The sequence below is a fragment of the Ochrobactrum teleogrylli genome (assembly GCF_006376685.1).
Lineage (GTDB): Bacteria > Pseudomonadota > Alphaproteobacteria > Rhizobiales > Rhizobiaceae > Brucella > Brucella teleogrylli.
Window position 1 is genome coordinate 23,553 of sequence record NZ_VEWL01000017.1, and the last position, 25,429, is coordinate 48,981.

Sequence of the window (25,429 nt, forward strand, 5' to 3'; positions counted from 1 at the left end):
CATAAACGGGGGAGTTGAGATGCGGCATAAAGGCCTGCTGGAATTCGGGCGGAATCGGACGCTCTATGGTCTTTTCCTGTTTTGCGCGGTCTGCGCCATCGCAGGCAGTCTGCTGAGCTATCCTGGCGAAACTTCGTTCTGGCGCTGGCTGCATTATCTCACCAAGCCGACCGCAACGCTGCTTCTGCTGGCGGCGGTGCTCTGTTCCGCCAAGCCGCGCTCGAAATCCCATGGCCTTGCCGTGGCTTTCGGCCTTGCCTTCGCAGCGCTTGGCGATTTTTTCCTGATGCTGCCGGGTGATTATTTCATGGCCGGGCTGATCTGCTTTCTCATCACCCATTGCGCCTATATTTACGCCCTGTCGCGCCATAGCCGCTTTGCGCAGAACAAGGGCGCCTTCGTCGTCTTCGCGTTTGCGGCAGTTGCGCTGATCACCGGTCTTTGGACGGCCCTGCCGGGGGCCATGAAAATCCCCGTCATCATCTATGCCGCCGCCTTGGGTCTGATGGCCGCGCAGGCTTTCAGCCGCGCAAGCGGCACCGAACCAGAAACACCACAACATTACGCCGCCTGGCTCGCGGCATGGGGTGGCTTGTTCTTCATGGTCAGCGACACGCTTCTCGCCTATGACCGGTTCCGCTTCGATATTCCGCTGAGCGGGCTATGGGTGCTCGCCACCTATTATGTGGCGCAATTCCTGTTCGCCCGCTCGACCGAGGATTTCACCCATGAGCGATGATCTCGACGCGGTTTTCGCACGTCTGCGTCAGGCATGGCTGGATCATCGCCCGCCCTATGAGCAACGCATCGATGACCTCAAGCGCCTGCGTGCTGGCCTGGCCGCACAGCTCGACGATATGGCGAAGGCGATCAGCGCCGATTTCGGAAAGCGCTCTGCCCATGAAACCCTGCTTGGCGAAGCCAGCGTGGTCTTTGCCGAAATCGATGACGCGCTGCACCATCTCAAGCGCTGGATGAAGCCAAAGCGCCGCAAGGCGGGCTGGAAATTATGGCCCGCGAAAGCCGAAGTCCGCTTCGTGCCGCTGGGTGTTGTGGGCGTCATCGCGCCGTGGAACTATCCGGTCAATCTGGCGCTCGCGCCGCTGGTGGCGGCCATTGCGGCAGGCAACCATGTCCTGCTCAAACCATCTGAACACACGCCACAGACGGCAGCCTTCCTGCAAAAGCTCATCAGCACGGTCTTTCCGGACAATCGCGTTGCCGTGGTGCAAGGCGATGCAGCGCTTTCCGCCCGCTTTGCCAGCCTGCCTTTCGACCATCTGTTCTTCACCGGCTCCACCGCCGTGGGGCGCAAGATCATGGCAGCGGCAGCTGCCAATCTGACGCCGGTAACGCTGGAACTTGGCGGCAAATCTCCCGCCATCATCAGCGAAAACGCCAATCTGGTGCGGGCGGCGCGCGCCATCGCAAACGGCAAGTTTTTCAATGCCGGGCAAACCTGTATCGCGCCGGATTATGTGCTGATCCACCACAGCAAGCGCGATGAATTCATTGCCTTGCTCAAAGCCGAAATGCAGGCCCGCTATGGCGGCGCATCCGCCGGTCAGGACCGCTCCACCATCATCAACGATGCGCAGTTGCAGCGGTTATCCGGCCTGCTGGCCGATGCGAAGGACAAGAGCGAAGGCATCGTCGAGCTGCTCGCGCCCTCCACCGAAACGCGCCTGATGACGCCGACGCTCATTCTTGAGCCGCAAGTGACCAGCGCCATCATGGAGGAAGAGATTTTCGGACCGCTGCTGCCTGTCATCAGCTATCGCTCGACCGATGACGCCATTGCCTATGTGCTGGGCCATGACCGCCCACTGGCGCTTTATTGTTTCAGCGAGAACACCGCAGAGATCGAGACCATCCTCGCCCATGTGGTCGCGGGCGGGGTCTGCATCAACGATACGCTCTATCATTTTGCCTGTAGCAGCCTGCCCTTCGGCGGCGTGGGGGCCAGCGGCATGGGCCAGTATCACGGTTATGACGGCTTCCTGACCTTTTCCAAGGTCATGCCTATATTGACCAAATATGCGCCCGCCCCGAGCGATCTCATCAAGCCGCCCTATCGCGGCCTGACCGACTGGCTGGTTCGCTTCATTGCCCGCTGAACTTTCGCCCCAAACACTCAATTGTGCGTGGCGGCTCTGTTCAAATCGCATAGCAAACTATCTATATAGAAGAGTATAAATTTGAAATATTCATCTTGAACTGGCGACCTTACGGGTGAAAAGGGTGCAGAAGAAAAAGGAAGCAAACCGGATATCGAAGTCGATCCTGACGGCGATCCGCAACAGGCCGGGCTTCAGGCCTCTCAACGCCAATATCACTGGCGGTGATATTGTCATTGCATCCTATAATGTTCACAAATGCATCGGCATCGACAAACAGTTCAATCCGCAGCGCACCGCCGACGTGATCAGCGAAATCGACGCGGATGTTATAGCGTTGCAGGAAGCCGACAAGCGTTTCGGTGAGCGGTCCGGTCTGCTCGACCTCGGCCTTCTGGAGCGCCGCCACGGCCTCATTCCTGTCCCCATCAATGCAACGATGCCGAAGGGGCATGGCTGGCACGGCAATGTGCTTTTGTTCCGCGAAGGCATTGTGCGCAATGTGCAGCAGCTGAAACTGCCCGGCGTGGAGCCGCGCGGCGCGCTCGTCGCCGATCTGGAATTTCCCGCCGGTCCGCTGCGCGTCATTGCCGCGCATCTGGGCCTCCTGAAACGCTCCCGCGAGCAACAAGCGGAAAGCATTCTCACCGCCTTGCAGGAAGCCGACACGCTGCCGACGCTGTTGATCGGCGATCTGAATGAATGGCGTATCGGCAAGCGCTCTTCGCTGGCCGCGCTGATGCCGACCTTCAACCATGTGGCGACGGCAGTGCCGAGTTTTCCGTCACGCTTCCCGGTCTTCGCGCTCGACCGCGTGATGGGCGCGCCGCATAATCTCGTGACCTCGGTGGAAGTTCACAACACGCCGCTGGCGCGTATGGCCTCCGACCATCTGCCGATCAAGGCGCATCTCGACCTGAAGACGGCGATAGAGCATTTCCAGCAAAAGTGTGAAACGGTTTTGCGTCTGGAAATGCGTGAAAATAAATAGATCTTCTGCACAATCTCAATCCGGAGATACCCGCAAGCAGGACCGGCTCATAGATAAGGCGAACCGAGCCAGATAATCCGGTCGATGAGACGCACCAGAAACGGGCGGTTGTTGAGACGTGTCAGATTGACCTGACGGCTCTCCTCGATGACCTTCCCGATCCGCTCTTCCACCTGACGCGCCACATCGCGATCCAGAATTTCCAGATCGATCTCGAAGTTGAGCCGCAATGAGCGCGGGTCGATGTTGGACGAGCCGACATAGGACCATGTGCCATCAATCGTCATCAGCTTGGAATGGTTGAACGCGCCGCCCGCCCGCCAGATGCGGCAGCCATCCTTCAAAAGCTGGTCGAACTGGGCGCGCATGGCGCGGTCCACCAGTTTGAGATTATTGACCCCCGGCACGACGATATCCACCGACACGCCCCGCCGCGCCGCCGTGACCAGCGCGCTGATCAGTTCGCGGTCGGGCAACAGATAGGGCGACATGATGAGGATGTGCTGCTCGGCTATCGAGAACGCGCCCATCATCATGCGGTGGTTGGTTTCCACATTCTTGTCGGGACCGGAGCCGACCACGCGCACCAACGTGCCGGTGCCGGGCGGATTTTCCGGCGGGGCAATGCGCCAGGCGTCGCCGGTCAGCAGTTCACCCGTTGCAAATCGCCAGTCCTCGGATGCGATGTGAAAAAGGTCGGCAATGGCCGGTCCTTCCAGCCGAAAATGCGTGTCGATGGCCACCGCATCGCCAGCAATCGCCCGCACAAAACCCGCACGGATATTCATGCCGCCGGTAAAGCCATATCGCCCGTCCACGACGAGGATTTTGCGGTGGGTGCGTAAATTGGCATAAGGTAGGCGCAGGCCGATGATGATGTTGCCGTTGAAGACATCCACTGTCACGCCATTTTCCTTGAGCAGGCTGACAATGCTCGGGATGGAATAACGTGCGCCAACCGCATCGATCAGCACCCGCACTTCCACGCCGCGCTTGACGGCCTCGCCCAGCGCCTCGGCAAACCGGATGCCAATGGCGTCACGGTCAAAAATATAGGTTTCCAGCAAGATGCTGCGCTCTGCCTTACCGATGGCTTCCAGCATGGCCGCATAGGCTTCGTCGCCGGTTTCCAGCATTTCAATGCGATTGCCGCTGGTGAAATCATAAAGGCTGACGGCGTCGCCCAGAATTTTCATCGCGCCGAACTGCCGCCCGAATGCGGCGCGCACGAGGTCGTTGGTCGTGTCGAAATGCGAGAGGTGATAAAGCGCAATATGCCCCAGCGCGCGCTGCTGGGTGAGCGTCGAGCGCCTGATCCGGTTGACGCCCGCAATGGCATAGACCACCGCCCCCACGATGGGCGACAGCACGATCACGCCGACCCAGCCGAGTGCAGTGCGCACCTCGTCCTTGGTCATGGTCGCATGAATGGCGGCTATTGCGCCGAGCACGATCGACAGAACAGCCAGAATATGCGGCCAGTAATGGGAAATCAGATCGAACATCGAACAGACTTTTCCAACAACAATTGAGTACCGGGAAACCGGCAGCGCCCCCGCGTCAAGTTCCAGAAATATGTAGCCGATAGAGATTAAAACAGGTGTAACGGCAAAGAGATAGAGCCCAACGGGCCAAAAAAGTGCAACTGCAGCGAATTAGTTTATGCGCAAAAACAAAGAGATATCGCCGTTTTTCCCGGTCTCGGTCGTCGGTTCAAGCGCGCAAAAGGCTGGCGCGGCGGCCTCACGCAGCCAAAGCTGGTCAAAAGCTCCATCTGCCTTATATTGTTGCGTGGGCTACGAAAATTGGGTCACGACAATTCGAGGGACAAGAGGGTTATTCGATGGCAACGACGAACAAAGATTTCGACAATCCCGTGCTGCCGACAGAGCTGACGTCCAAGTGGGGCTGGTTCGTCGCGCTGGGCGTGGCGCTTCTCATTCTGGGCGGCATCGCCTTCGGCAATCTGGTGCTGGCCACAGTTGTCTCGGTCTACTATGTCGGCATGATGATGCTGATCGCTGGTGTGATCGAAATCATCCATGCTTTCGGCGTGAAAACGTGGGGGCGGTTTTTCTTCTGGCTCCTGAGCGGCCTGCTTTATGCTGCGGCGGGTGTCGTCACCTTCATCAATCCCATATTGGCGGCGGGCGTGCTGACATTCCTGCTGGCGGCCGCCCTTCTCGGCTCCGGCCTTTTCCGCGTCTGGATGGGCTTCAAGTCGAAACCGGCCTCCGGCTGGGGCTGGATCGTGGCCGGTGGTGTCATAACCGCGCTGCTCGGCCTCATCATCGCCATCCAATGGCCGGTCAACAGCCTGTTCATCCTTGGCCTTTTCCTGGCCATCGATCTGATTTTCCAGGGCTGGACCTACATCGCCTTCGGCCTCGGCATCAAAAGCCGCTAATCAAGCGCAGCATTTTCCTTAAAGCGGCGTGTTCAGCGCCGCTTTTTCATTTCAGGCCCGATGAGCGGCACGGCGCTTGTTGAGATTTTGCCCAATGACTGCTAGATGCAGCGCAACATCTTCGCGGCGCGCCTTTGCGCGGCCCAACATTTCGCCATCACGAGTTTCTTCATGCCTGCTGACAATCCCGTTTCCAAGCGCCGCACATTCGCGATCATCGCGCACCCGGACGCCGGTAAGACCACGCTGACCGAAAAGCTGCTGCTGTTTGGCGGCGCCATCCAGCTTGCCGGTGAAGTGAAGGCCAAGAAGGATCGCATCCAGACCCGTTCGGACTGGATGAACATCGAACGCGACCGTGGCATTTCGGTCGTCACCTCGGTGATGACGTTCGAATACAAGGACTGCATCTTCAACCTGCTCGACACGCCGGGCCACGAAGACTTCGCGGACGACACCTACCGCACGCTGACCGCCGTCGACAGCGCCGTCATGGTCATCGACGCCGCCAAGGGTATCGAGCCGCGCACGCTGAAACTGTTCGAAGTCTGCCGCATGCGCGATATTCCGATCGTCACCTTCGTCAACAAGATGGACCGCGAAGCACGCGATCCACTCGAAATCCTGGACGAGATCGAAGAAAAGCTGGCGCTCGACACGGCGCCGATCACCTGGCCTATCGGCTCGGGCAAGAGCTTTGCAGGCACTTTCGACCTGCATAACGACACGATGCGTCGTCAGGATAATGAAGAGCAGCCAACCAAGGTCAGCGGCCCGGGCGAGGCTGCAGCGCTGCTGCCTGAAAACGAACGCGAAGCCTGGCTGGAAAATATCGAACTGGCGCGCGGCGTTTGCCGTCCGTTCGATCTCGCTTCCTTCCGCGAAGGCCATATGACGCCGGTTTATTTCGGCTCGGCGCTGAAGAATTACGGCGTGCGCGACCTGATCGAAGCCTTCTGCGATTTTGGCCCCGCGCCCCGCGACCAGCAGGCCGACACGCGCATGGTCGGTTCCACCGAAGACAAGATGACCGGCTTCGTGTTCAAGATTCAGGCCAATATGGACCCGAACCACCGCGACCGCATCGCCTTCCTGCGCGTTTGCTCCGGCAAGCTGTCACGCGGCATGAAGGCCAAGCTCGTGCGCACTGGCAAACAGATGAGCCTGTCTGCACCGCAATTCTTCTTCGCGCGTTCGCGCCAGATCGCCGACGAAGCCTTTGCCGGCGATGTGGTCGGCATACCAAACCACGGCACACTGCGCATCGGGGATACGCTGACCGAGGGCGAGGATATCTTGTTCCGTGGCGTACCGAACTTCGCGCCGGAAATTCTGCGCCGCGTGCGTCTCGACGATGCGATGAAGGCCAAGAAGCTGCGTGAAGCGCTGCAACAGATGGCCGAGGAAGGTGTCGTGCAGCTGTTTGTGCCCGATGACGGTTCTCCGGCGATTGTCGGTGTCGTCGGCGCGCTCCAGATCGACGTTCTGACCGAACGTTTGAAAGTGGAATATTCGCTGCCGGTCGGGTTTGAAATGTCGCGCTTCTCGGTCTGCCGGTGGATTTCCGCCGACGACCCGGCTGAATTGCAGCGCTTCATCACCTCGCATCGCGCCGATATCGCGCATGACCTCGACAATGATCCGGTTTTCCTAGCGCAGAACGGCTTCTCGCTCAATTACGAGGCCGAGCGCTGGAAGGATATCCGTTTCGCAACCATCAAGGACTATCAGGTCCGTGACAAGGCATGATGCGGTAAGTTGCTATGACCGATCCTGTTCTGGCTGCTCTCGATTTGCCTGATGCCTTGCTGCATCGGCTTGCAGGTTATAGCAGCCAGCAGGATGAGCTTGGCCGCTCGAGCGCCAATGTCCTGCTGCTCGATCATGATGCGCACGAACCGCTTGTTCTGAAAATCGAACCGGCAAGCACGGTCAGCGAACTGGCCGATGAGCGCGCCCGGCTTGAATGGCTTTCAGCCCAAGGGCTGCCCTGCCCCAGCGTCGTCGCTTACGAGAGGATGGCCGACCGCCATTTTCTCCTGATGACGCGCCTTGCCGGATCGGATCTCGCTTCGTCTGTCGGCACTCTTACGCCTGACCGCATCGTCTCCATTCTCGCTACAGCCTTGAAGGCGCTGCACAGCGTTGACCCTGCCGCCTGTCCATTCGACCACCGGTTGGAACATCGCATTAAAGATGCACGCAAGCGCGTTGAAGCGGGCGCGGTCGATGAAGATGATTTCGATACCGAGCGTGAAGGCCGCACCGCGGAAGACCTGTTCTCCGAACTGCACCGCCTGAAACCGTCGCAGGAAGATGTTGTGGTCACCCATGGCGACGCCTGCCTGCCCAATTTCATGGCCAGCGACGGCACATTCACCGGCTTTATCGACTGCGGCAGGCTCGGCCTTGCAGACCGTCATCAGGATCTGGGACTCGCCTGCTGGAGCATCCGCTATAATCTTGGCAACGAATGGGTGAAGCCTTTCCTCGACCTTTATAGCGCAGAAGCCATCGACGAAGCAAAGATCGCCTATTACCGCTTACTGGACGAGTTCTTCTAAGCGTCAGTGCTCCTTTTCCAACAAGCGTTGCGCAATCTTTTCCGCCAGCTTTTCGGCCACCTCGTTTTTGCTCATTTCCGGCCAGTCCTCGATGCCGGAGCGGCTTAGAATTCGTACGCGGTTATGGTCGCCGCCCATGACGCTGCTGCCATCCGAGCCATAGGATACATCGTTGGCGACGATCCAGTCCGCGCCCTTTTTCTCAAGCTTGGCGCGCGCATTGTCTGCCACGTCCTGCGTTTCCGCCGCAAAGCCGACCACGAGACCCGGGCGCTTTTCGCTATGACCGACACCGGCCAGAATGTCGGGGTTCTCGACCATAGCCAGTGTCGGCGCGCTTTCGCCGGGCTTTTTCTTGATCTTCTGCCCGGCTTCATTGGCCGTGCGCCAATCGGCGACAGCAGCCACCATGATCGCCGCGTCGGCGGGCAGATGCCGCTCCACAGCCGCCTGCATTTCACGCGCCGTCTCGACATGAATGACGTTAACGCCTTCGGGATCGGGAATGGTGACCGGACCAGACACCAGTTGCACCGTTGCACCCAGCCGCGCCAAAGCGGCGGCGATGGCATGGCCCTGCTTGCCCGACGAGCGGTTGGCGATATAGCGCACCGGATCAATCGGCTCATGCGTCGGGCCGGAGGTCATGACGATGGATTTTCCAGCCAGTGGTCGTGCACGCGGTGCGAGCAGCGTTTCCACTGCCGCGACGATGGCGAGCGGCTCGCTCATACGGCCCGTTCCCGCCTCGCCGCTCTCGGCCATCTCGCCCTTCTCGGGGCCGATGAAATGCACGCCGTCTTTTTCCAGTGTCAGACGATTGCGCCGGGTCGCCGGATTGTCCCACATGGCCGGGTTCATGGCAGGCGCAATCAGAACCGGAACCTTGCGCGCCAGCAGAACTGCACTGGCAAGATCGTCAGCCAGACCGTTCGCCATCTTCGCCATCAGATCGGCAGTCATCGGCGCGACGACGATCAGATCCGCATCGCGGGCGAGCCTTATATGCCCGACATCCTGCTCATCCTCTCGGGCGAACAGATCGGTAAAGACATGATCGGCGGAAACGGCACCGATGGTCAGTGGTGTCACGAATTGCTGCGCTGCCGCCGTCATCAACGGGCGAACCTGCGCACCACGCTCACGCAAGCGGCGGATCAGGTCGGGCGTCTTATAAGCGGCAATACCGCCACCAATAATCAGCAGAACGCGCTTGCCAGTGAGTGACGCGCCTGTGATCGCACCGGACTGAGGCGGCGTAACCTGCGCGGGTTCTTCCAGCGCGGTCAGAAGAAGCCGCGCTTCCTCTTCCATGGAACGCCCATTGCGCGCGGCGCGCACACGCAGCTTTTCCTTGGCGGCATCGTCGAGATTGCGAATAGTGATACTGGCCATTTGATTGCACCGGCTTATTGCAAATGCAATCAATGAAATCATCTTATGGGTGATTTGTCACTTTAAAAGTGTATTTATAGCCAAATATAGAGCTTGATCGCGATCGCAGCGAGCGCAATTGCAATCACTATTTGCGCGATGCGGCCCCAACGCGAATGCTTGGCTTCGGCGCGACCGATGGCTTCCGCCGTGGCTGCATCGAAGCGCAAGCCATTGGCGGCCATATCGTCCAGCGCAACCGAAACGCGCTCCACACGCGCCACCAGCTCCGGCGTTTTGCGGGTAAAATGCAGCAGGGAATAAGCGCTGTCCTTCGCGTCGAGCAACATGCCCTGCGGCCCAAGATTCTTGCGAATCCAGTCGCCGACAACCGGCTCGGCTGCTTTCCACATGTTGAAATGCGGATCGAGCGTGCGCGACACACCTTCAACCACAACCATGGTTTTCTGGAGCATCAGAAGCTCGGGCCGGGTCTCCATGTCGAAAAGCTCGGTCACTTCGAACAGCAGCGTCAAAAGCTTGGCCATCGAAATGGTTTCCGCCGGCTGGCCGTGGATCGGCTCGCCAATGGCGCGAATGGCCTGCGCAAAACTCGCCACGTCGTGCGTATGCGGCACGTAGCCTGCTTCGAAATGCACTTCCGCCACGCGCATATAATCGCGTGTAATAAAGCCATAGAGAATTTCTGCCAGGAAGCGCCGCTGCTGTTTGTTGAGCCGTCCGGTGATGCCGAAATCGACCGCGACGATGATGCCCTGCGGATCGACAAACAGATTGCCGGGATGCATGTCGGCATGGAAAAAGCCGTCGCGCAGCGTGTGGCGCAGGAAAGACTGGATCAGCGTTTCGGCAAGCTTCTTCAGATCGAAGCCCGCAGCGGCCAGCGCCGAAACATCCGACATCTTGGTGCCGTCGATCCATTCGAGCGTCAGCACATCGCGACCGGTCCGTTCCCAGTCCACCTGCGGAACGCGGAAACCTTCATCGCCCTTGATGTTTTCGGCAATTTCGGAAAGCGCTGCCGCTTCCAGTCGCAGATCCATCTCGATGCGGGTGGTCTGCTGCAATGTCTCGACCACCTGTACCGGACGCAGGCGGCGCGTGAAGGGCACATGGCGCTCCTGCATGCGCGCGACCATGTAAAAGCCTTCGAGATCGCGGGCGAAACGCTGGCGAACGCCGGGGCGGATAACCTTGACCGCAACCTTCTTCGGCTTGCCGTCTCTCATGACTTCGGCAGGATGCACCTGCGCCATCGAGGCCGCCGCTATCGGCGCGTCGAAATGCAGGTAAAGATCGTCGATCTTGCGACCAAGCGAACCTTCGATACCGGCAATCGCGTCGGCTTGCGGAAAATAATCGAGACGATCCTGCAAAAGCTCCAGATCGGCAGCCACGTCGCGCCCGACAATATCCGGGCGTGTGGCCAGAAACTGGCCAAGCTTCACATAGGATGGGCCAAGCTTGTTCATCGCCCGCGACATGCGCTCGGAACGCTGCATGTGCCGCGCGCGCGGGCGCGCCAGCATGCCTGCAATCTTGTGGCCGAAAGCCGGAAGACCGGACAATCCTTCGACCGGCAGCGCACTGATCACGCCTTCGCGTGTCAAAATCCATCCGGCCCGCGCCAACCGGAAAGCGGCGGAAAGATTACTCATGCGATAATGCCCGCCCAAAACTCATGACAGGCACGATCACAGCTTCCAGCCCGAATGAAGCGCCGCAATACCGCCGGTGAAATTGCGATAGCTCACGCGCTCGAAACCGGCGGTCTCGATCATGGCGGCGAAATCCTGCTGCTTGGGGAATTTGCGGATCGATTCGACCAGATAGCTGTAGGAATCCGCATCGCCGGTAATCATCTTGCCGATGCGCGGTATGGCCTGGAACGACCACTGGTCATAGACCTTGTCGAGGATCGGCAATTCGACCTCGGAAAATTCGAGGCACAGAAAACGCCCGCCCGGCTTCAGCACGCGATAGGCTTCTGACAGCGCCTTGTCGATATGGGGTACGTTGCGAATGCCAAAGGCAATTGTATAGGCATCGAAACTGTTATCCTCGAAAGGCAGTTCCTCGGCATTGGCTTCAACGAATTCGAGATTGTCGGCAAGGCCCTTCTTGATCGCGCGCTCACGACCGACACCCAGCATCGAGCCATTGATGTCGAGAATGGTGACATGCGCCTGACGGCCCGAAGCCTCGACAATGCGAAAGGCGATATCGCCGGTGCCGCCAGCCACGTCGAGCGAGGTCCAGCCCGGACGCTTCGACGGCGCCAGCCAGGCGATCATCGCATCTTTCCAGACGCGGTGCATGCCTGCCGACATGAGATCGTTCATCACGTCGTATTTGTTGGCGACCTTGTGGAAAACGTCATTGACCAGGGTTTGCTTTTCGTTTTCGTCCACCGACTTGAAGCCGAACGAGTGTTCCATGCCACCTTGCGCGCCCACGCGGTCCGCATTGCCGTTTTGCTGGCTCATAGCTCATCCTGCTTTTTGAATAGTCTGACGAAAACAATTTCGGTTATGCATATAAAGCTTGTGCCGGACGATACAAGCACAGACGTTTTCCCACTACCCCTTTTGTGATCGCAGCTTGCGTTGGCGTTGAAAAATGGCCAAAGAGACATAAAACTGTGCGTGTGCGCTTGCCACGCGTTTTCTCCGGCGCAATCTGCCGCTAAAGTTCAAAACGATAAGAAGAAAAAGTGGAAAGATCATGGGCGTTACAGTCGTCAGCCATCCGCTTGTCCAGCACAAGCTTACCATCATGCGCAAGCGCGAGACTTCCACGGCCAGCTTCCGGCGGCTTCTGAAAGAAATCTCGCTTCTGCTTTGCTACGAAGTGACGCGCGATCTCGAACTCACCACCATGGAGATCGAGACCCCGCTTATGCCGATGGAAGCGCCGATCCTCGAAGGCAAGAAGCTGGTCTTCGCTTCGATCCTGCGCGCGGGCAATGGCCTTCTGGAAGGTATGCTCGATCTGGTGCCCGCAGCCCGCGTCGCCCATATCGGCCTTTATCGCGATCACGACACGCTGCAGCCGGTCGAATATTACTTCAAAGCGCCGGAAGATATCGTCAATCGCCTCATTATCGTGGTCGATCCGATGCTCGCTACCGCCAATTCGGCCATTGCCGCCATCGACAAGCTGAAGGAACGCGGCGCGACCAATATCCGCTTCCTGTGCCTGCTGGCCGCACCCGAAGGCATCGAACGCTTCACCAAGGCGCATCCGGATGTGGATGTCTACACCGCTTCCATCGATGAGCGCCTCGACGAAAAGGGCTATATCGTTCCGGGCCTCGGCGACGCGGGCGACCGCATGTACGGCACGAAATAGACTAAAACGTAACCAGACAGTAATCCGCGCCGGATACTTTGCCTTCAGAACGGGGTGAGCATGGCGCGGATTTTCTTTATTGTTCTGATGCTGGCGGGACTGGCCACGGCCTTTCCGGTTCTCTTCGAGAAATTCCAGTCGGCAACGGTCGAGCAATCCGCGACGGCAAAACCCTCCCCATCATCCCAACAGAACCCATCCGCCTATAGCGGACGCCGTGCGCAGATTGCGCCGGACAGTCGCGGGCATTTCATTACCGATATCCGCTTCAACGGCCAGAACCTGCGCGGGATGATCGATACAGGGGCAAGCTCGGTTGCGATCAATGCCAGCACCGCCCGACGCATTGGGCTTTCGCTGCGGCCCGACGATTTCCGCTATCGCGTTTCAACGGCCAATGGCGAAACACCGGCAGCGCGCGCTATGCTCAGCAGCGTGGAAATCGGACGCATTCGCGTGGAAAATGTCGAAGCAATCGTGCTGCGCGACGAAGCGCTGTCCGGCATTCTGCTCGGCATGAGTTTTCTCAAGCGCCTGCGCCATTATGAAGTAGCAAATGGCGCGCTCATCCTCACGCAGTAACCTGTTTCTCTGATAGGATGCGCGCTTGAGATTCTTATCGAAACGGAACCGACCATGACTGCGGACCAACGCCTGACCGAGCTCGAAATTCGCGTCGCCGAACAGGAAAAGACCATCGACGAACTGTCGTCCGTGCTGGCCGAGCAGTGGAAGCTTATCGACCAGCTTTCCAAGAAGCTCAGCGCTCTGACCGACCGTTTTCTGGAACTGGAAGAACAGACCGCGCCTGACGTGCCGGTCACCAAACCTCCGCATTGGTAAGATCATGCTTCAGATAATCGACCTCGCCGACCGCCCCGACCTCATAGCTGCCTGCGCGACATGGAACTTTGGCGAATGGGGCGAATTCAACGGCGGAACGCTGGAACAGACCATCGCCGGCTTCCACGATCTCGTGCGAACCAACGATGGGCAGATCGCGCGCGCAGCGCTATCAGATGGAGAACTGGCCGGATTTGCACTGCTGATCGACAATGATCTGGAGACGCATCCCCATTTGAAGCCATGGGTGGCGAGCGTTTTCGTTTCGCCCGCCTATCGTGGTCGGGGCATCGCCAAGAGCCTTGTCCGGGCCATCGAGAAGGCCGCGGCAGAGCTTGGTCACGGCGAGGCCTTTCTTTATACGAACAAGCCTGACCTCTACCGGCAGATCGGCTGGGAGGATTACGAACAGCTCGACGGCGACTATGCCGACATGCTGATCCTGAACAAGAAAATCGCGCGATAGGATCGCGCGATTTTTTTTTGAGACCGTTTTACTGTGCCAGCGGAATTGGGCAGCTCACGCCAGTGCCGCGCAGGCCACAATATCCGTTCGGATTCTTCGCCAGATATTGCTGGTGATAATCCTCGGCATAGTAGAACACCGGCGCATATTCGATTTGCGTGGTGATCGGGCCCAGACCGCGCGCTGCCAGCGCCTTTGCATAAGCATCACGGCTTTTTTCAACCGCCGCCCGATCCGCGTCATCGAAAGTGTAGATCACCGACCGATAGGTCGTGCCGATATCATTGCCCTGTCGCATGCCCTGCGTCGGATCATGCTCTTCCCAGAACAGGGTCAGCAGCTCATCAAGGCTCACGACTTTCGGATCATAGACCACCAGCACCACTTCGGCATGGCCGGTCAATCCGGTGCAGGTTTCTTCATAGGTCGGGTTTGGCGTGATGCCGCCCGCATAGCCTGCCGCCGTCACATAGACGCCCGGCACCTGCCAAAACAGCCGTTCCGCGCCCCAGAAGCAGCCCATCCCGAACATGATCTGCTTGAGGCCGTCAGGCCATGGGCCTTTCAACGGATGGCCGGAGACGAAATGCGTCGCGGATGTAGGAATGGCTGTTGCGCGGCCCGGCAAAGCCTCATCCGTGGAGGGCATCTGTACTTTCTTGCGATAGCTGTCGAGGAAACTCATAGATTTCTACCTCCTATGGCCCTGTGGTGGGATTGACCGTCAGGCCGTGAAGCGCCCCAGGGGACGTCCGCGCCGATGACCGATCACATAGAACAACAAAGCGAGCACGCCGAAGAAGAGCCATCCCGGCTGCTCGAGCAAAGGAACACAGACCGTGTTCCAGAATGTAGCTCCTATATAGTGCGTCACGAGCGTTTCTGCATCGGCCAACGTTTCCGGCGCGTTACGCGACCACATGGAAAGCAGCGGTTTGGCCACCAGCTTCGACGCGCCGACCGAACGGGCGCCGTCGAGAATGGCGAAGATCACCGCCAATGCCAGAAAAACAACCGCGAAACTACGCAACACAAACCGGATCACGATTCCCTGCCCCAGACATTCAGGCACACATTCAAGCGCGTCGGGCACATCCCGACGTCATTGACCTGGCCTTTTCATACCGCCAAATCCTCACGGAAGGAAGCCATTACGCCTCGAGCCATTGTGCCTCTTAATTATACACATAAATTTATCATTTAAAAACAGTTAGTTATGAGAGGATTGAGACTACCAGCATAACTCCTGCCGATTTGGCGCAAAAACTTGCAAAGAGCTATTGAACATATGCGTATTCTGGCTATATTGCGCGCCGCTACCGCATGTTGGCGAATAACCAGCGCCAGACGAAATGCGGTATCTCGTTTGCAGTCAGATTTCGCCGTTAACGCGGTTTTCCCCGACAGCAAGGCAGACGGAGAGGTGGCCGAGTGGTTGAAGGCGCACGCCTGGAACGCGTGTATACGGGAAACCGTATCGAGGGTTCGAATCCCTCTCTCTCCGCCAGTATTATCCCCCTTCTGCGCTATCACGTTCAGGTCGCCATCACCGAACCATGTATGGCGCTTGCCGCCCATTCGCGACGATGCGCAGGCGGCTTGTTTTCATGTGAAATTGGGATGCTTTTCAGCTGAAATGCTCGTGGCAAAAATGGCAGAGCGTGACACGAAACAACGTGATGGGGCTCAAACGGAGTCGGAAAACCGAATGCATCTTGTGAGACGAGCGATTTTGACAGGCCTGACCAGCTTGTCCTTCGGCTTTTACAGTTCCGCGACTGAGAGCTTTGCGCAAGCGGCAGACGGAGCTGTCGCGGCGCAAACCGAAAACGTCAGCGAACGCCCCGCACCTGCAACGGACAGCTTTGGCGGGACGCAATTCATCCTGTCCGGCGACCCAATCGTACCGCCGCGTGCCTATAGCAAAGGGACCGATCTCCCTCGCGCTCAGGATTATGACGCGAATGAAAGCGGCAGTATTTACGACATCCTGTTCATAGGGATCGAAAAGGACAAAATGCAGTTCGAAATTCGCGGCTATTCCGGCCACGACCTGCAGCACCCAGCGAGCGGGCAGACAATGGAATTCCCTGTCGCCCAGTCAAGTATTGAGATCCGTGATCTTACCATCAAGATCGAGGAAGTGACGCCGGGCAGCCTGACATATAAGGTACAGCCCCTGAAATAGCGCAGGCTTTCTCACTTGGGGAACCGAAATACGCGTTACATCCGCTGTCAGTCGCCCGTGCGGCTCCCGCTCGATAAGCTGGTAACCGCACGTGAGTTTGGCTTTACTACGTCATGTTGCAGACCGGGCCAGGTCAGAACTTAATATTGAACGAGGCCTTGAACCCGTTTTGCCTGGCACCGCTGCCATACCGGCCGATATAGCTGAGACCGAGCGTCGAGGCCCGCGTCACATCGAAATCAAGCCCTGCTTCCAGCAAAGCCGTATCCTTGGCAATCGGCGCACCTGCCACACTGAAGGCATCACCGCCCGCGAAGGCCTGCGTTGAGGCCGGTATGATGTCGCCATAGGCATGGCGCCAGCCGAGCGAACCCTTCAGATTAACGGATGTTGATCCAAGCAACAGTGGAGCCTCCGCCCGCAGGCCGAGAGTCGTAAAGGTCGTGTTGGTCGTTTCGCTTTCGACATTCAATGCCGCAGCGCCACCCGTTTCTGTGAAAGCGTCCGTGCGCAATCTGATATGCGCGAGATTGGCGAACGGTTCGAAGGATGCGGCGGCCGTGTCGATCCGATATCCGACCTCGCCGAAAGCTTGGAGCGTGCGCGCATCATAATCGGCCTCCAGCGAGTTGGAGAGACCGGTAAATGCAACCGACCGCGATGCATCGAGGCTATGCCATGTCTGGATCAGCCCGGCGCGCAGTCCCAGCGGGCCCCACTGGTTGCCGCCATAGATGCCGAGATGCCAATTGTCACTCGTCGCAGCCGCATGTCGCTCCTTGAGATCGATATCCGCCCGGCTGTAACCGCCCGCGAAACCAAGGCGCCAGCCCTCTCCCAGCCCAACATCGAGACCGGAGATGAAGCCTCCTGTCGATGTAGAGACACCGGCAGCATTGGCATCCCCATCCTGCTCAACCCAGGAGCCGAAGCCTGTCGCCCAGAACCCATATTGCCCCAGGGATGCGTCATCGCTGACCGCATCAATTGCGGCAGACGCACGGGACGGTTCTTTTGTTTTCGCATAAGAAAGTGCCGGAACGTCCTTCGATCCGACACTGGCAAATGCCGAGCGCAAGCGATTGTTTATCGCATCCGCCGCCAAATGCGATGTCTCGATCAAGCCTGTCTTAGTGGACGCATATCCATCACCGGACAGTTGGTCGAAAGCCTGCCTTGCCCCCGCAGCACCCAGAAAGGCGACAGAATTCGCAACCGGATTGCCCAGCCTCAGACTGTCGATTACACCAGCGACAGTCCGCTGATTGTCTGTCTGCGCAACACTTGCAAGCGAAACTGCATTGCGCCCGATGGTCAGGAAAACATTATTCGCATCATAGCTGAGGCTTGGCGCGATGAAATCAGTCGATCCGGTCCAGGAAACGCTGCTGAATGTCGTGCCTGCAAGATTGCCTGCGGTCAGGATCGTGTAAGGCCGGTTCAGCTGATAGCCACCGAGCGTAGATACGGTCACCGCACCCGCCAGATTGGCGGTTCCGCCCACCTTGATCAGATCAGATCCGCCCTGCGCGTCGATTTCCGCCGCATAGACCGAAGACGATGCCAGCGTCAGGTCGCCATCGACCGACACGATGCCGACGGAATTGCCGGGCGTGATCGTGCCTGAGCTGGCCAGACCTCCGGCTATATGCCAGTTGCCGCCAAGAGTGGATGTAGGATCGACACTGACATCGCCACTCACGGTAATCGGTATCGCAATCGTGCCGCCACGGGTTGCGGAGCCCTCCGCAAGCAGGACATTGCCGCCGATGAAATCGCCTTCATCCCCAAAATCGAAATTGCTCTGGACGCCGGAAAGGTTTCCTTCGATCACCGATTGCCCCGCGAAAACCAGACTGCTGCCGCGTTTCGCCTCGATATGCGTGATCCCCTGAATTTGGCCCTTCCAGTCTGCGCCATTCTGCAGAGTCAGAACGGTGTTTCCTGCCCCGGTTTTAGCCTGCGTGTCGATAATATCGCCCATGCTGACGGAGCCTGCATCGAGTTCGATATCGACAATGCCGCCGGAACCCGCTCCACTGGAGCGATCCACCTGTAGCAGGACGCCATTATTCTCCGTCGCAACGGTTCCACTGCGGAGGCGAATTTGCGCCACATCGTCAGCGCTGGCCAGAACCACGCCAATTGTCGGTCCCTGCGCAGTTTTAAGAACCGTGCCTTCGGCGACGATCGTGCCCGAGCCTGAAATAGCCAGAGCGGACGCTGCCTCGCCCTGTGCGGTGACACTGCCACCCATCAGCGAAATCGAACCGCCCGCCTGCGCCAAGGCCCCGGCAGCACCAGCACCGGAAGTCACAATCTGCGTATTGGTGGCCGAAATCGAGCCGCCTACCGTTCCCTGATCATTATTGGCCAGAAGCCCATGGGCCTGATCGCCGGTCGTCTGGATGGTTGAAGCGGAAAGCCTGATCGTGGAAGCGGATTCGGCGAAGGCGCCAAAGCTCGATGCGCCAACGGTTTCGACGGCGATATTCTCGGCATCGATCAGCCCCTCATCGACGGTATGCAGGCCGACAGCGAAACTGCTGGCCTCGGTGCGGATGGTGCCGCCAGTCAGAGAGACCGTGCCGGACGTGGTTCCGTCATAAGCGTAACCCGGGTGATTGGTGCCGAATGCGCCCGCCTGCACGGCATGGGCATTGTTGCCTAAGGTCGTGATATCAGCGCTTGACGTAATCAAGCCGCCATTGCTGGCAAGCAGACCGTAATTGCGCAGACCATGGGTCGTGATTGAACCGCCGTTGAGCGTCACGCTCGCATTGTTGTGCGACTGGACGCCTTCGGAAAAGCGGGCCGCGTTGTTGGTCACGATTGCCACATCATTGGCGATGACCGTCGCGTTGTCGACCTGAATGCCCCTTGCGTTGCTGCCCGAAGTGGTGATCGAACCGCCGTTCAACGTGACGGCGCCACCCGACAAGGCTTCGACGCCGTGCGCAGTAGCGCCGCTTGTCGTAATATTGCTCTGTGTCAGCAGAACCTGACCGCCGCCATCGACATAAGCCCCGGATGCATTGGCTCCAGCGGTCGTGATGCTGAGTGCATCGCCGGAAATCTGCCCGGCGACAGTGCCCATGTCATTATTTGCGATAAGGCCGAATGCCTTCTGGCCGGACGTGTTGATTGCCGAGTGCGATAGATTTATCGTCGACCAGCTTTCTGCGAACGCGCCAAAGCCGCTGGCGCCCGTCGTCGTGATCTGAACTGAGCCGTCAATCGTGCCGCCATCAATCGCATGCAATCCATAGGAACCGACGCCGTCAGCTGTGACAGCTACCCCGCCGAGCAGATGAATGAGCGAATGATCCATGCCATTCGCGTTGCTTCCCTTCGCACCGACCTGAATGCCATGTGCTTTCGGTCCCGAAGTGATGACGTTGATGTTCGACACGTTCAGCGTCGAAGCTGATCCGGCTGCGGTCGAGACAAGCACGCCCCATGCGCGCCCATTATTGGTCGTCGCCACTTCGTAGGTCGCGCCCGAGCCGTCCAGGTTAGCCGTACTGCCCCCGGCATAACGATAGGCCGCGCCGTTTACCACAACGCTCGTCGCGGCAGCCACTGTGCTCGACAGAATGAGCGCCACGGCTGTTGAGCCCAGCACCCGCACCAGATCTTTTGAAATGACCGACATCATTGCCCCTAAATGCGCCCCTACAGCCCCCCGGCCCATGGCGAATAATCCAACAAATAAATTTAGCAATTCCGCAAATAAAATGCAGAATACTTACAGATCATATCGAATCCATATCCAATGTTGAAGATTCGTACAACGCAGAATACGCTTATATTTATAATAAATCGCAATTTTATGCTCATATATTTAATGAAATTGCACTTATATATTCAATATTACGATTATATAAATACTAAATTAGAAATTTATACATTTTATAATTATAATTTTCGGAAATTAACTGCGCTCCAAATAGCAAAAAACACACCTCCCCAAGCATGCGCAAAGGGAGGCCGACACAATCAGAAAATTGCAATGAAAAGAATGGCTTTTGCAGGCCGGGCAATAAGCAGCCGGTCGATGCGAGGGCTCAAAGCCTTGAGCGAAAAGCGCAGCAATAGAAGCAGAACAGCCGGAGCCATAATGGCTCCGGCTGCGAAGGATCAGATCAGACCTTCTTCCTTCAGCGCCTTCTGCGCCGCTGGACGCGCCATGACGCGTTCACGCAGGGCGAGCGCCTTCGGATAGGCGCTGAGATCGACCTGCATCGCAAAGCCCCAGCCAAGGACGACCGACGAATAAACATCGGCTTGGGTCAGTTCTTCGCCCAACCAATAGCTGCGACCATCCACCAGCATGGCTTCAAACTGGCCCATGCGGCGCGTGATATTGGCAAGCACACCCGCCTTCGCTTCTTCCGTCAGGTTCGGTGCAAACAAGCCGCCGAAGGCAGAATGCAGATCGCCGCAGAAGCCGAGTGCTTCCTGCAAGCGTGCGCGTTCCATCGTACCATAGGCAGGCTTGAACGCTGCGACATCCGAATGATCGCCGATATATTGCAGGATAGCGGCGTTCTGGGTGATCACGACGCCCGACTCGATCTCCAGCGCTGGAACCGCGCCACGCGGATTGACCGCCAGAAAATCGGCGCCGCTGGCGGTGACCTTGGTTTTCAGGTCCACGGCTTCAAACGTGTAAGGCAGGCCGGTTTCGCTGAGAACGATATGCGGTGCGAGCGAACAGGCACCGGCTTTGTAATAGAGCTTCACTGAAAGATGTCTCCGAAGAATTGCAACGCGGGATGTCTATCAGTTCCCGCTGCCCCTGCAATATTGTTGGGGGCAATTTTTCGTGTAGTCAGCCGATGCCGGAAATTCTTTGCGCAGATCTGTTTCGATCAGAAAAGCGACGCAATGCGCGCCGGCTTGGATGATGACATGCGGGGCACCACGACCAGCTTGTTGAACTCGCCGCGCTTGAAGGCGCGCAGGAAGCGCGGATAATCCCGGAACACCACGCAGCCATTGGAATCGCCGTTGCGTCCCAGCATGAATGTATGCGCCAGAAGCCCGTCACGATTGTAGCGGTTGTTGCCGTCAGCGGGTGTCAGGCGGATCGCTTCAACGCCGTGGAAGAGCGCCTCGCGCATGCGCAGATTGTAGCTGTGCGGCGGCGTGGGGCCGCGGTTCTTCTGGTTCACATAGCTGGGGTTGTCACGCATGCGACCGATGCCGGAATGGGCTTCGAGCTTTTCCCCGCTCGGCAAATAGACGGTTGCAGCAGAAATATCGTAGATCGCCACGCGGCTGCGCGCAGCCTGATTGAGCAATGGGCTGAAGAGGCCCGGCTCAGGACTGTCCGTCAGGCCGCTTTCGGGCGCGTAGGCAAGCTGCGTCTTCGGACGCATGCGCGATGCGCGCAGCGCAGGCTTGGCACCCGGCAAAGGCACATCATCCGGCACGAACATATCGCTATCGGTATCGTCGTCAGCCGCCATGTCCGTTTTCTGGTCAGGCGCGGATTGCGGCAACGGTATCGCCTTGCCGACCGGCAGATTGGGCGTGGCGCCACCCTCTGCATCAGCTTCTTCGGCCTGCGACAGAGGCAAAATACCGGACGGGTTCTGCGGTTGGATCTGGGCCAGCGCGACAAGAGCGGCAGGCGTTTGCGGCGCGCTGGCATAGCCAAGCGCGACAGCCGCTGCTGTGGCGGGTTTCGCCGCCGTGTCGCCCGTTTTATCCATGGCCGTGGCGGCTGAAGCAACTGCAACCGGCTCGGGCAGTTTGACCCGGTCGGCGCGCGGTTCGACCACCGATGCGACGTCTACGGATTTTGGTTCGATGACCGAATCCGGACCGATATCGGCAATGATCGGCTGATCGTCGGTCACTTTGTTGCGGTGCCAGTCGAGATTGGAATAGGCGCCATCCGCCGTATAGGCCTTGATGAAGCTCTCGCGCATCTTGTGCGATGGCGTTCGGGTCTGATCGACAAGGGCGAGCGCCTGCGGCATGGCCCCGGGCGCGCGCCGCATGACCGGCGCGACAGGTGCAAATGCCGGGATGACCGTTTCAAGCGCGCCGAGCGTGGTCAGCATCCAGCCACCGGCGAAAAGCCCTGTAACGGCAAAAGCCGTCAAGCGCGCAAAACCGCGCAAACTGAACGGAACGCTGATACGGCTGCTACGCGGAGCCGCATAGCCATACACTTCTGTCACACACGCCATGATACTAACCCGACTGGAATTCGACTTCGCGGCCCCACTTTCGGGCCCTCGCCTCGCATGGCAGTTCGGCAAAAAAGCGAACAGGACATGGCAAAGCAGTGGCCGAAGCAAAGCAGTGACCGCAATGGTCGCTTCCAGCATGGCGAATTATGGTAACCAAAGTCTTTACGAACGGCGTCCGTCTGATAATTCCTCTCGCGGAGAGGAACGCCTCATCAACCCGTCAGGCGATAAGGGGGCGGCGTATCGTCCGAAATTTCGGGGAATTCCTTGCCCTCGGTCACCGTGCGATTGCGCCCGCGATGCTTGCCGCGCATCAAGGCAAGATCGGCCCGGGACACCGTTTGCCATAAGGTTTCGTCGCGACGCAGCATGGCGACACCGAAACTGCATGTCACATGACGACCACTGGGCAGCGCCGCAAAGTCATGACGGGCAACCCGGTTGCAAAGTCGCTTGGCGAAGCGTTCGCAATATTGGGCGCTGCCCGCGACCAGCAGAACGAATTCCTCGCCGCCGACACGACTGACAAGCGCGTCCTTTCCGACCAGCGACTGCAACAGATGCGCAAACTCGACCAGCACCCGGTCACCGGTCGCATGGCCCAACTGGTCGTTGATCGCCTTGAAATGATCGATATCGGCAATGATGACCGCATGGGTCGCGTCCAGCGGAGCCTGCGCCAGCGCGCGCTTTGCGCATTGTTCCATGCCACGCCGGTTGAGAAGGCCCGTCAACGGATCGGCATCGCGTTCATTGCGCAATTTGTCGATGATATCGAGCGCGGCCACCGTCAGAATGAACAGGCCGAGCAGCACGCCGCCCATCGACGCAGCCACCGTCACCCATGACCAATAAGGCAAGGACAGCAATTGCCTGGAACTCAACACATCATCGAGCATGATGATCGTGAAGACACTGCGCAGGAAGAAATGCGCCGCCAGCAGCACCAGCACCAGACGCAGCGCAGATTCCACCCACCGGTCGCCCGGCACGCGCCGGGCATACACACACAAAAGAGCGGCCAGCGTTCCAAGGCCGATATTGGCAGCAACGACCAGATAGCTGTAGATCGCGCCATACCATGCAAGGAGGCCGACGACCGCCAGCGTCGAAATGGTGATCAGCGACGCGATTCTCGGCGGAAAGCCGCGCCCCAGCCGCACCATTACCGCCTGACAGAACAGCCAGCCAGCCGCAAATTGCAGCAAGATTGCCAAAAGGAATGTATGGCGCAGATTGGGCAGAAACGGTGAAATCTGTACGAAATGCCCCAGCGAAAATGCTGCAAAGCTCAGGCCGAACAGCAGCATATGCGTCCGCCGCCTGTCGAGCACCCATAGACTCGACATCGCGACCGCAAACAGCATGATCAGCAAAGAGGGAACAATTTTCACGAGAAGCCGAACCAAAAATCGATTGAATTATAATTCAACAAGTAGTGGCGCCCATCTGGAAGTGCAATTGCACATATGAGTCAAATTAACTTTTGTAGCACAATTAATAGTTACAGAATAAAATATTCACTTATTTAAATAAAGGAAGCGCTAATATAAAATTGCAAACAATGACCTCCACGCAAAAGCTGAATTCTATTCTTAAATAGGCGCATAATTTTTATCCCCAGTTATTGCTCGCGAAAGTCAAACAGCACGCGCTTGAAGCCATTTCCGGCCATTATTACCTGTTACTAATGCGAATGAAGGCTTGGTCTGGAAAAGGCTAAATGTCATCCTGTGCCCATGCTATTCGAGCGGGTCCGGCCTCAATCTGGCCGGTGACGCTCTGTTTGGAGAATTTCGATGCGCCACCAGTTCGACCTTTTTACTCCCGCTGCGAAGGCTGGGGAAGAACGGGCGGAGCTGCGTCCTGCCCGCGCGAAACCGAAGCGCGACATCGGCAAAGCACCGGCCTTGAACGAGGCGGAAATGGTGCGTCAGCTGAACGACAGCGGGCGTTATCGCATTTTGCAACGGCTCGATCCTCTGCCTGTGGTGCCTGATGCCGACAGAATGGCCTTTCCTCGCCTTGGCGTTGTCGTGGATACGGAAACGACCGGACTGAATGCCGCGCAGGAAGAAATCATCGAAATCGGCGCCGTCGCCTTCTGCTACGCCGATGACGGTTCGATTGGCGATGTCTGCGCCACCTTCGGCGCTTTGCAGGAACCATCAAAGCCGATCCCGGCAGACATTACCCGTATCACCAACATCACCGATGAGATGGTGAAGGGGCAGACGATCCCGCTGGCGGAGCTGGAAGCATTGATCGCCGATGCCGATCTGATCATCGCGCATAATGCCGGTTTCGACCGTCCGTTTCTGGAGCGGTTCTCACCGGTCTTCGCCAACAAGCCGTGGGCCTGTTCTGTCAAGGAAATCGACTGGACCGGACGCGGTTTCGAAGGCACCAAGCTTGGCTATCTGATCGGCCAGAGCGGGTATTTCCATAATGGGCACCGCGCCGAGGATGATTGTCAGGCGCTGCTCGCAGTACTGAAGGAACAGTCGGGCGATATGACGCCCTTTGCCGAACTGCTGCAAGCCAGCCAGAAATCGCGCCTGCGCATCTATGCCGAAAACAGCCCCTTCGAAATGAAGGACAAGCTGAAGGAGCGCCGCTATCGCTGGTCGGACGGTAGCGACGGTCGCCCAAAATCCTGGTGGACGGAAATCGGCGAAGACGAACTCGATGCCGAACTCGACTATCTGCGCACCGAGATTTACGGCTGGCGCGACGCCGAGCCGCTGATCCAGAAGCTCACCGCCGTGGACCGCTACAAGGAACGCGCGCCGCTCAGGCCCAACAGATAAGAAGGGCCGCTCAGCGTCCCCTCTCGTCCTGAGGAGGTGTCCTGAGCTTGTCGAAGGACACCGTCTCGAAGGGTGAGGATGAGACGGGACA

Annotated in this window: 22 protein-coding genes and 1 tRNA gene; 13 read left to right on the plus strand and 10 right to left on the minus strand. The window is 58.2% G+C overall.

The window, feature by feature from the left end:
• Positions 1–19 precede the first annotated feature (19 nt).
• From FIC94_RS19975 to FIC94_RS19985, 3 genes are all read left to right on the plus strand, one after another.
• Positions 20–739 carry a lysoplasmalogenase gene (locus tag FIC94_RS19975; RefSeq protein ID WP_140026161.1) on the plus strand — a complete coding sequence of 240 codons (720 nt, stop codon included), beginning with the start codon at positions 20–22 and terminating at the stop codon, positions 737–739.
• A complete protein-coding gene (locus FIC94_RS19980) occupies positions 729–2,117 on the plus strand; it encodes a coniferyl aldehyde dehydrogenase (protein ID WP_235892073.1) in 1,389 nt (462 codons plus the stop codon). The genes FIC94_RS19975 and FIC94_RS19980 overlap by 11 nt, the downstream gene beginning before the upstream one ends.
• A gap of 124 nt (positions 2,118–2,241) precedes the next feature.
• Positions 2,242–3,108: an endonuclease/exonuclease/phosphatase family protein gene (locus FIC94_RS19985; protein ID WP_140026163.1), complete on the plus strand. Its 867-nt coding sequence runs from the start codon at positions 2,242–2,244 to the stop codon at positions 3,106–3,108.
• A gap of 47 nt (positions 3,109–3,155) precedes the next feature.
• Here the strand turns inward: FIC94_RS19985 and cls are convergent, their stop codons facing one another.
• Entirely contained in the window at positions 3,156–4,613 is a 1,458-nt protein-coding gene (cls, locus tag FIC94_RS19990; protein WP_109369672.1) for a cardiolipin synthase, read from the minus strand.
• A gap of 338 nt (positions 4,614–4,951) precedes the next feature.
• Here cls and FIC94_RS19995 point away from each other — a divergent pair, with 338 nt between their 5' ends.
• The 3 genes from FIC94_RS19995 (at position 4,952) to FIC94_RS20005 (ending at position 8,079) form a co-directional block, all read left to right on the plus strand.
• Positions 4,952–5,515, plus strand: coding sequence for an HdeD family acid-resistance protein (locus tag FIC94_RS19995; protein WP_140026164.1), 564 nt, complete (start codon positions 4,952–4,954; stop codon positions 5,513–5,515).
• A 171-nt stretch (positions 5,516–5,686) separates the two neighbouring features.
• Positions 5,687–7,264: a peptide chain release factor 3 gene (locus tag FIC94_RS20000; protein WP_140026189.1), complete on the plus strand. Its 1,578-nt coding sequence runs from the start codon at positions 5,687–5,689 to the stop codon at positions 7,262–7,264.
• Positions 7,265–7,278: 14 nt separating this feature from the next.
• Positions 7,279–8,079 carry an APH(3')-II family aminoglycoside O-phosphotransferase gene (locus FIC94_RS20005; protein ID WP_140026165.1) on the plus strand — a complete coding sequence of 267 codons (801 nt, stop codon included), beginning with the start codon at positions 7,279–7,281 and terminating at the stop codon, positions 8,077–8,079.
• A 3-nt stretch (positions 8,080–8,082) separates the two neighbouring features.
• Here the strand turns inward: FIC94_RS20005 and coaBC are convergent, their stop codons facing one another.
• The 3 genes from coaBC to ubiE form a co-directional block, all read right to left on the minus strand.
• Positions 8,083–9,474 carry a bifunctional phosphopantothenoylcysteine decarboxylase/phosphopantothenate--cysteine ligase CoaBC gene (gene coaBC / locus FIC94_RS20010; RefSeq protein WP_235892074.1) on the minus strand — a complete coding sequence of 464 codons (1,392 nt, stop codon included), beginning with the start codon at positions 9,472–9,474 and terminating at the stop codon, positions 8,083–8,085.
• Between the two features lie 74 nt (positions 9,475–9,548).
• On the minus strand, positions 9,549–11,132 hold the full coding sequence (ubiB, locus tag FIC94_RS20015) for a 2-polyprenylphenol 6-hydroxylase (protein ID WP_140026166.1): 1,584 nt from the start codon (positions 11,130–11,132) through the stop codon (positions 9,549–9,551).
• Between the two features lie 36 nt (positions 11,133–11,168).
• A complete protein-coding gene (gene ubiE, locus FIC94_RS20020; RefSeq protein WP_140026167.1) occupies positions 11,169–11,960 on the minus strand; it encodes a bifunctional demethylmenaquinone methyltransferase/2-methoxy-6-polyprenyl-1,4-benzoquinol methylase UbiE in 792 nt (263 codons plus the stop codon).
• Positions 11,961–12,198: 238 nt separating this feature from the next.
• On the opposite strand from ubiE, the gene upp reads away from it, so the two are divergent.
• From upp to FIC94_RS20040, 4 genes are read left to right on the plus strand one after another with little or no spacing between them, the layout of a single operon-like run.
• Entirely contained in the window at positions 12,199–12,825 is a 627-nt protein-coding gene (gene upp / locus FIC94_RS20025) for a uracil phosphoribosyltransferase (RefSeq protein WP_109369677.1), read from the plus strand.
• Between the two features lie 60 nt (positions 12,826–12,885).
• Entirely contained in the window at positions 12,886–13,407 is a 522-nt protein-coding gene (locus tag FIC94_RS20030; protein WP_140026168.1) for a retropepsin-like aspartic protease family protein, read from the plus strand.
• A gap of 54 nt (positions 13,408–13,461) precedes the next feature.
• Positions 13,462–13,668 carry a SlyX family protein gene (locus FIC94_RS20035; RefSeq protein ID WP_109369679.1) on the plus strand — a complete coding sequence of 69 codons (207 nt, stop codon included), beginning with the start codon at positions 13,462–13,464 and terminating at the stop codon, positions 13,666–13,668.
• Between the two features lie 4 nt (positions 13,669–13,672).
• Positions 13,673–14,134, plus strand: a complete 462-nt coding sequence (locus tag FIC94_RS20040) for a GNAT family N-acetyltransferase (protein WP_140026169.1) — start codon at positions 13,673–13,675, stop codon at positions 14,132–14,134.
• Positions 14,135–14,162: 28 nt separating this feature from the next.
• On the opposite strand, the gene msrA is transcribed toward FIC94_RS20040, so the two are convergent.
• Both msrA and FIC94_RS20050 read right to left on the minus strand, forming a co-directional pair.
• Positions 14,163–14,819 carry a peptide-methionine (S)-S-oxide reductase MsrA gene (msrA, locus tag FIC94_RS20045; RefSeq protein ID WP_140026170.1) on the minus strand — a complete coding sequence of 219 codons (657 nt, stop codon included), beginning with the start codon at positions 14,817–14,819 and terminating at the stop codon, positions 14,163–14,165.
• A 39-nt stretch (positions 14,820–14,858) separates the two neighbouring features.
• Positions 14,859–15,179, minus strand: coding sequence for a hypothetical protein (locus FIC94_RS20050; protein WP_140026171.1), 321 nt, complete (start codon positions 15,177–15,179; stop codon positions 14,859–14,861).
• Between the two features lie 372 nt (positions 15,180–15,551).
• On the opposite strand from FIC94_RS20050, the gene FIC94_RS20055 reads away from it, so the two are divergent.
• Together FIC94_RS20055 and FIC94_RS20060 are read left to right on the plus strand one after the other, a co-directional pair.
• Positions 15,552–15,641: transfer RNA gene (locus FIC94_RS20055), tRNA-Ser, on the plus strand.
• A 60-nt stretch (positions 15,642–15,701) separates the two neighbouring features.
• Positions 15,702–16,322 (plus strand): hypothetical protein, encoded by a 621-nt coding sequence (locus FIC94_RS20060; protein ID WP_140026172.1) that lies wholly within the window; start codon positions 15,702–15,704, stop codon positions 16,320–16,322.
• Between the two features lie 133 nt (positions 16,323–16,455).
• On the opposite strand, the gene FIC94_RS20065 is transcribed toward FIC94_RS20060, so the two are convergent.
• The 4 genes from FIC94_RS20065 to FIC94_RS20080 all read right to left on the minus strand — a co-directional run bounded on the left by FIC94_RS20065 (position 16,456) and on the right by FIC94_RS20080 (position 23,922).
• Positions 16,456–19,977 (minus strand): autotransporter domain-containing protein, encoded by a 3,522-nt coding sequence (locus tag FIC94_RS20065; RefSeq protein WP_180918070.1) that lies wholly within the window; start codon positions 19,975–19,977, stop codon positions 16,456–16,458.
• A gap of 485 nt (positions 19,978–20,462) precedes the next feature.
• Positions 20,463–21,068, minus strand: a complete 606-nt coding sequence (gst, locus tag FIC94_RS20070; protein ID WP_140026174.1) for a glutathione transferase — start codon at positions 21,066–21,068, stop codon at positions 20,463–20,465.
• Between the two features lie 128 nt (positions 21,069–21,196).
• Positions 21,197–22,525 (minus strand): DUF2778 domain-containing protein, encoded by a 1,329-nt coding sequence (locus FIC94_RS20075; RefSeq protein WP_235892075.1) that lies wholly within the window; start codon positions 22,523–22,525, stop codon positions 21,197–21,199.
• Positions 22,526–22,740: 215 nt separating this feature from the next.
• Positions 22,741–23,922 carry a GGDEF domain-containing protein gene (locus FIC94_RS20080; RefSeq protein ID WP_235892076.1) on the minus strand — a complete coding sequence of 394 codons (1,182 nt, stop codon included), beginning with the start codon at positions 23,920–23,922 and terminating at the stop codon, positions 22,741–22,743.
• Positions 23,923–24,327: 405 nt separating this feature from the next.
• Here FIC94_RS20080 and FIC94_RS20085 point away from each other — a divergent pair, with 405 nt between their 5' ends.
• Positions 24,328–25,338: a 3'-5' exonuclease gene (locus tag FIC94_RS20085; RefSeq protein WP_140026176.1), complete on the plus strand. Its 1,011-nt coding sequence runs from the start codon at positions 24,328–24,330 to the stop codon at positions 25,336–25,338.
• The last annotated feature ends 91 nt before the right edge of the window (positions 25,339–25,429 follow it).

Bases quoted from the DNA above. Each gene is read 5' to 3' on its own strand.
- FIC94_RS19980 (WP_235892073.1), top strand. From the start codon at position 729: ATGAGCGATGATCTCGACGCGGTTTTCGCACGTCTGCGTCAGGCATGG.
- msrA (WP_140026170.1), bottom strand. From the start codon at position 14,819: ATGAGTTTCCTCGACAGCTATCGCAAGAAAGTACAGATGCCCTCCACG.
- FIC94_RS20040 (WP_140026169.1), top strand. From the start codon at position 13,673: ATGCTTCAGATAATCGACCTCGCCGACCGCCCCGACCTCATAGCTGCC.
- FIC94_RS20035 (WP_109369679.1), top strand. From the start codon at position 13,462: ATGACTGCGGACCAACGCCTGACCGAGCTCGAAATTCGCGTCGCCGAA.
- ubiE (WP_140026167.1), bottom strand. From the start codon at position 11,960: ATGAGCCAGCAAAACGGCAATGCGGACCGCGTGGGCGCGCAAGGTGGC.
- cls (WP_109369672.1), bottom strand. From the start codon at position 4,613: ATGTTCGATCTGATTTCCCATTACTGGCCGCATATTCTGGCTGTTCTG.
- FIC94_RS20000 (WP_140026189.1), top strand. From the start codon at position 5,687: ATGCCTGCTGACAATCCCGTTTCCAAGCGCCGCACATTCGCGATCATC.
- FIC94_RS19975 (WP_140026161.1), top strand. From the start codon at position 20: ATGCGGCATAAAGGCCTGCTGGAATTCGGGCGGAATCGGACGCTCTAT.
- FIC94_RS19995 (WP_140026164.1), top strand. From the start codon at position 4,952: ATGGCAACGACGAACAAAGATTTCGACAATCCCGTGCTGCCGACAGAG.
- upp (WP_109369677.1), top strand. From the start codon at position 12,199: ATGGGCGTTACAGTCGTCAGCCATCCGCTTGTCCAGCACAAGCTTACC.
- FIC94_RS20085 (WP_140026176.1), top strand. From the start codon at position 24,328: ATGCGCCACCAGTTCGACCTTTTTACTCCCGCTGCGAAGGCTGGGGAA.
- coaBC (WP_235892074.1), bottom strand. From the start codon at position 9,474: ATGGCCAGTATCACTATTCGCAATCTCGACGATGCCGCCAAGGAAAAG.
- FIC94_RS20005 (WP_140026165.1), top strand. From the start codon at position 7,279: ATGACCGATCCTGTTCTGGCTGCTCTCGATTTGCCTGATGCCTTGCTG.
- FIC94_RS20030 (WP_140026168.1), top strand. From the start codon at position 12,886: ATGGCGCGGATTTTCTTTATTGTTCTGATGCTGGCGGGACTGGCCACG.
- ubiB (WP_140026166.1), bottom strand. From the start codon at position 11,132: ATGAGTAATCTTTCCGCCGCTTTCCGGTTGGCGCGGGCCGGATGGATT.
- FIC94_RS20075 (WP_235892075.1), bottom strand. From the start codon at position 22,525: ATGGCGTGTGTGACAGAAGTGTATGGCTATGCGGCTCCGCGTAGCAGC.
- FIC94_RS20065 (WP_180918070.1), bottom strand. From the start codon at position 19,977: ATGTCGGTCATTTCAAAAGATCTGGTGCGGGTGCTGGGCTCAACAGCC.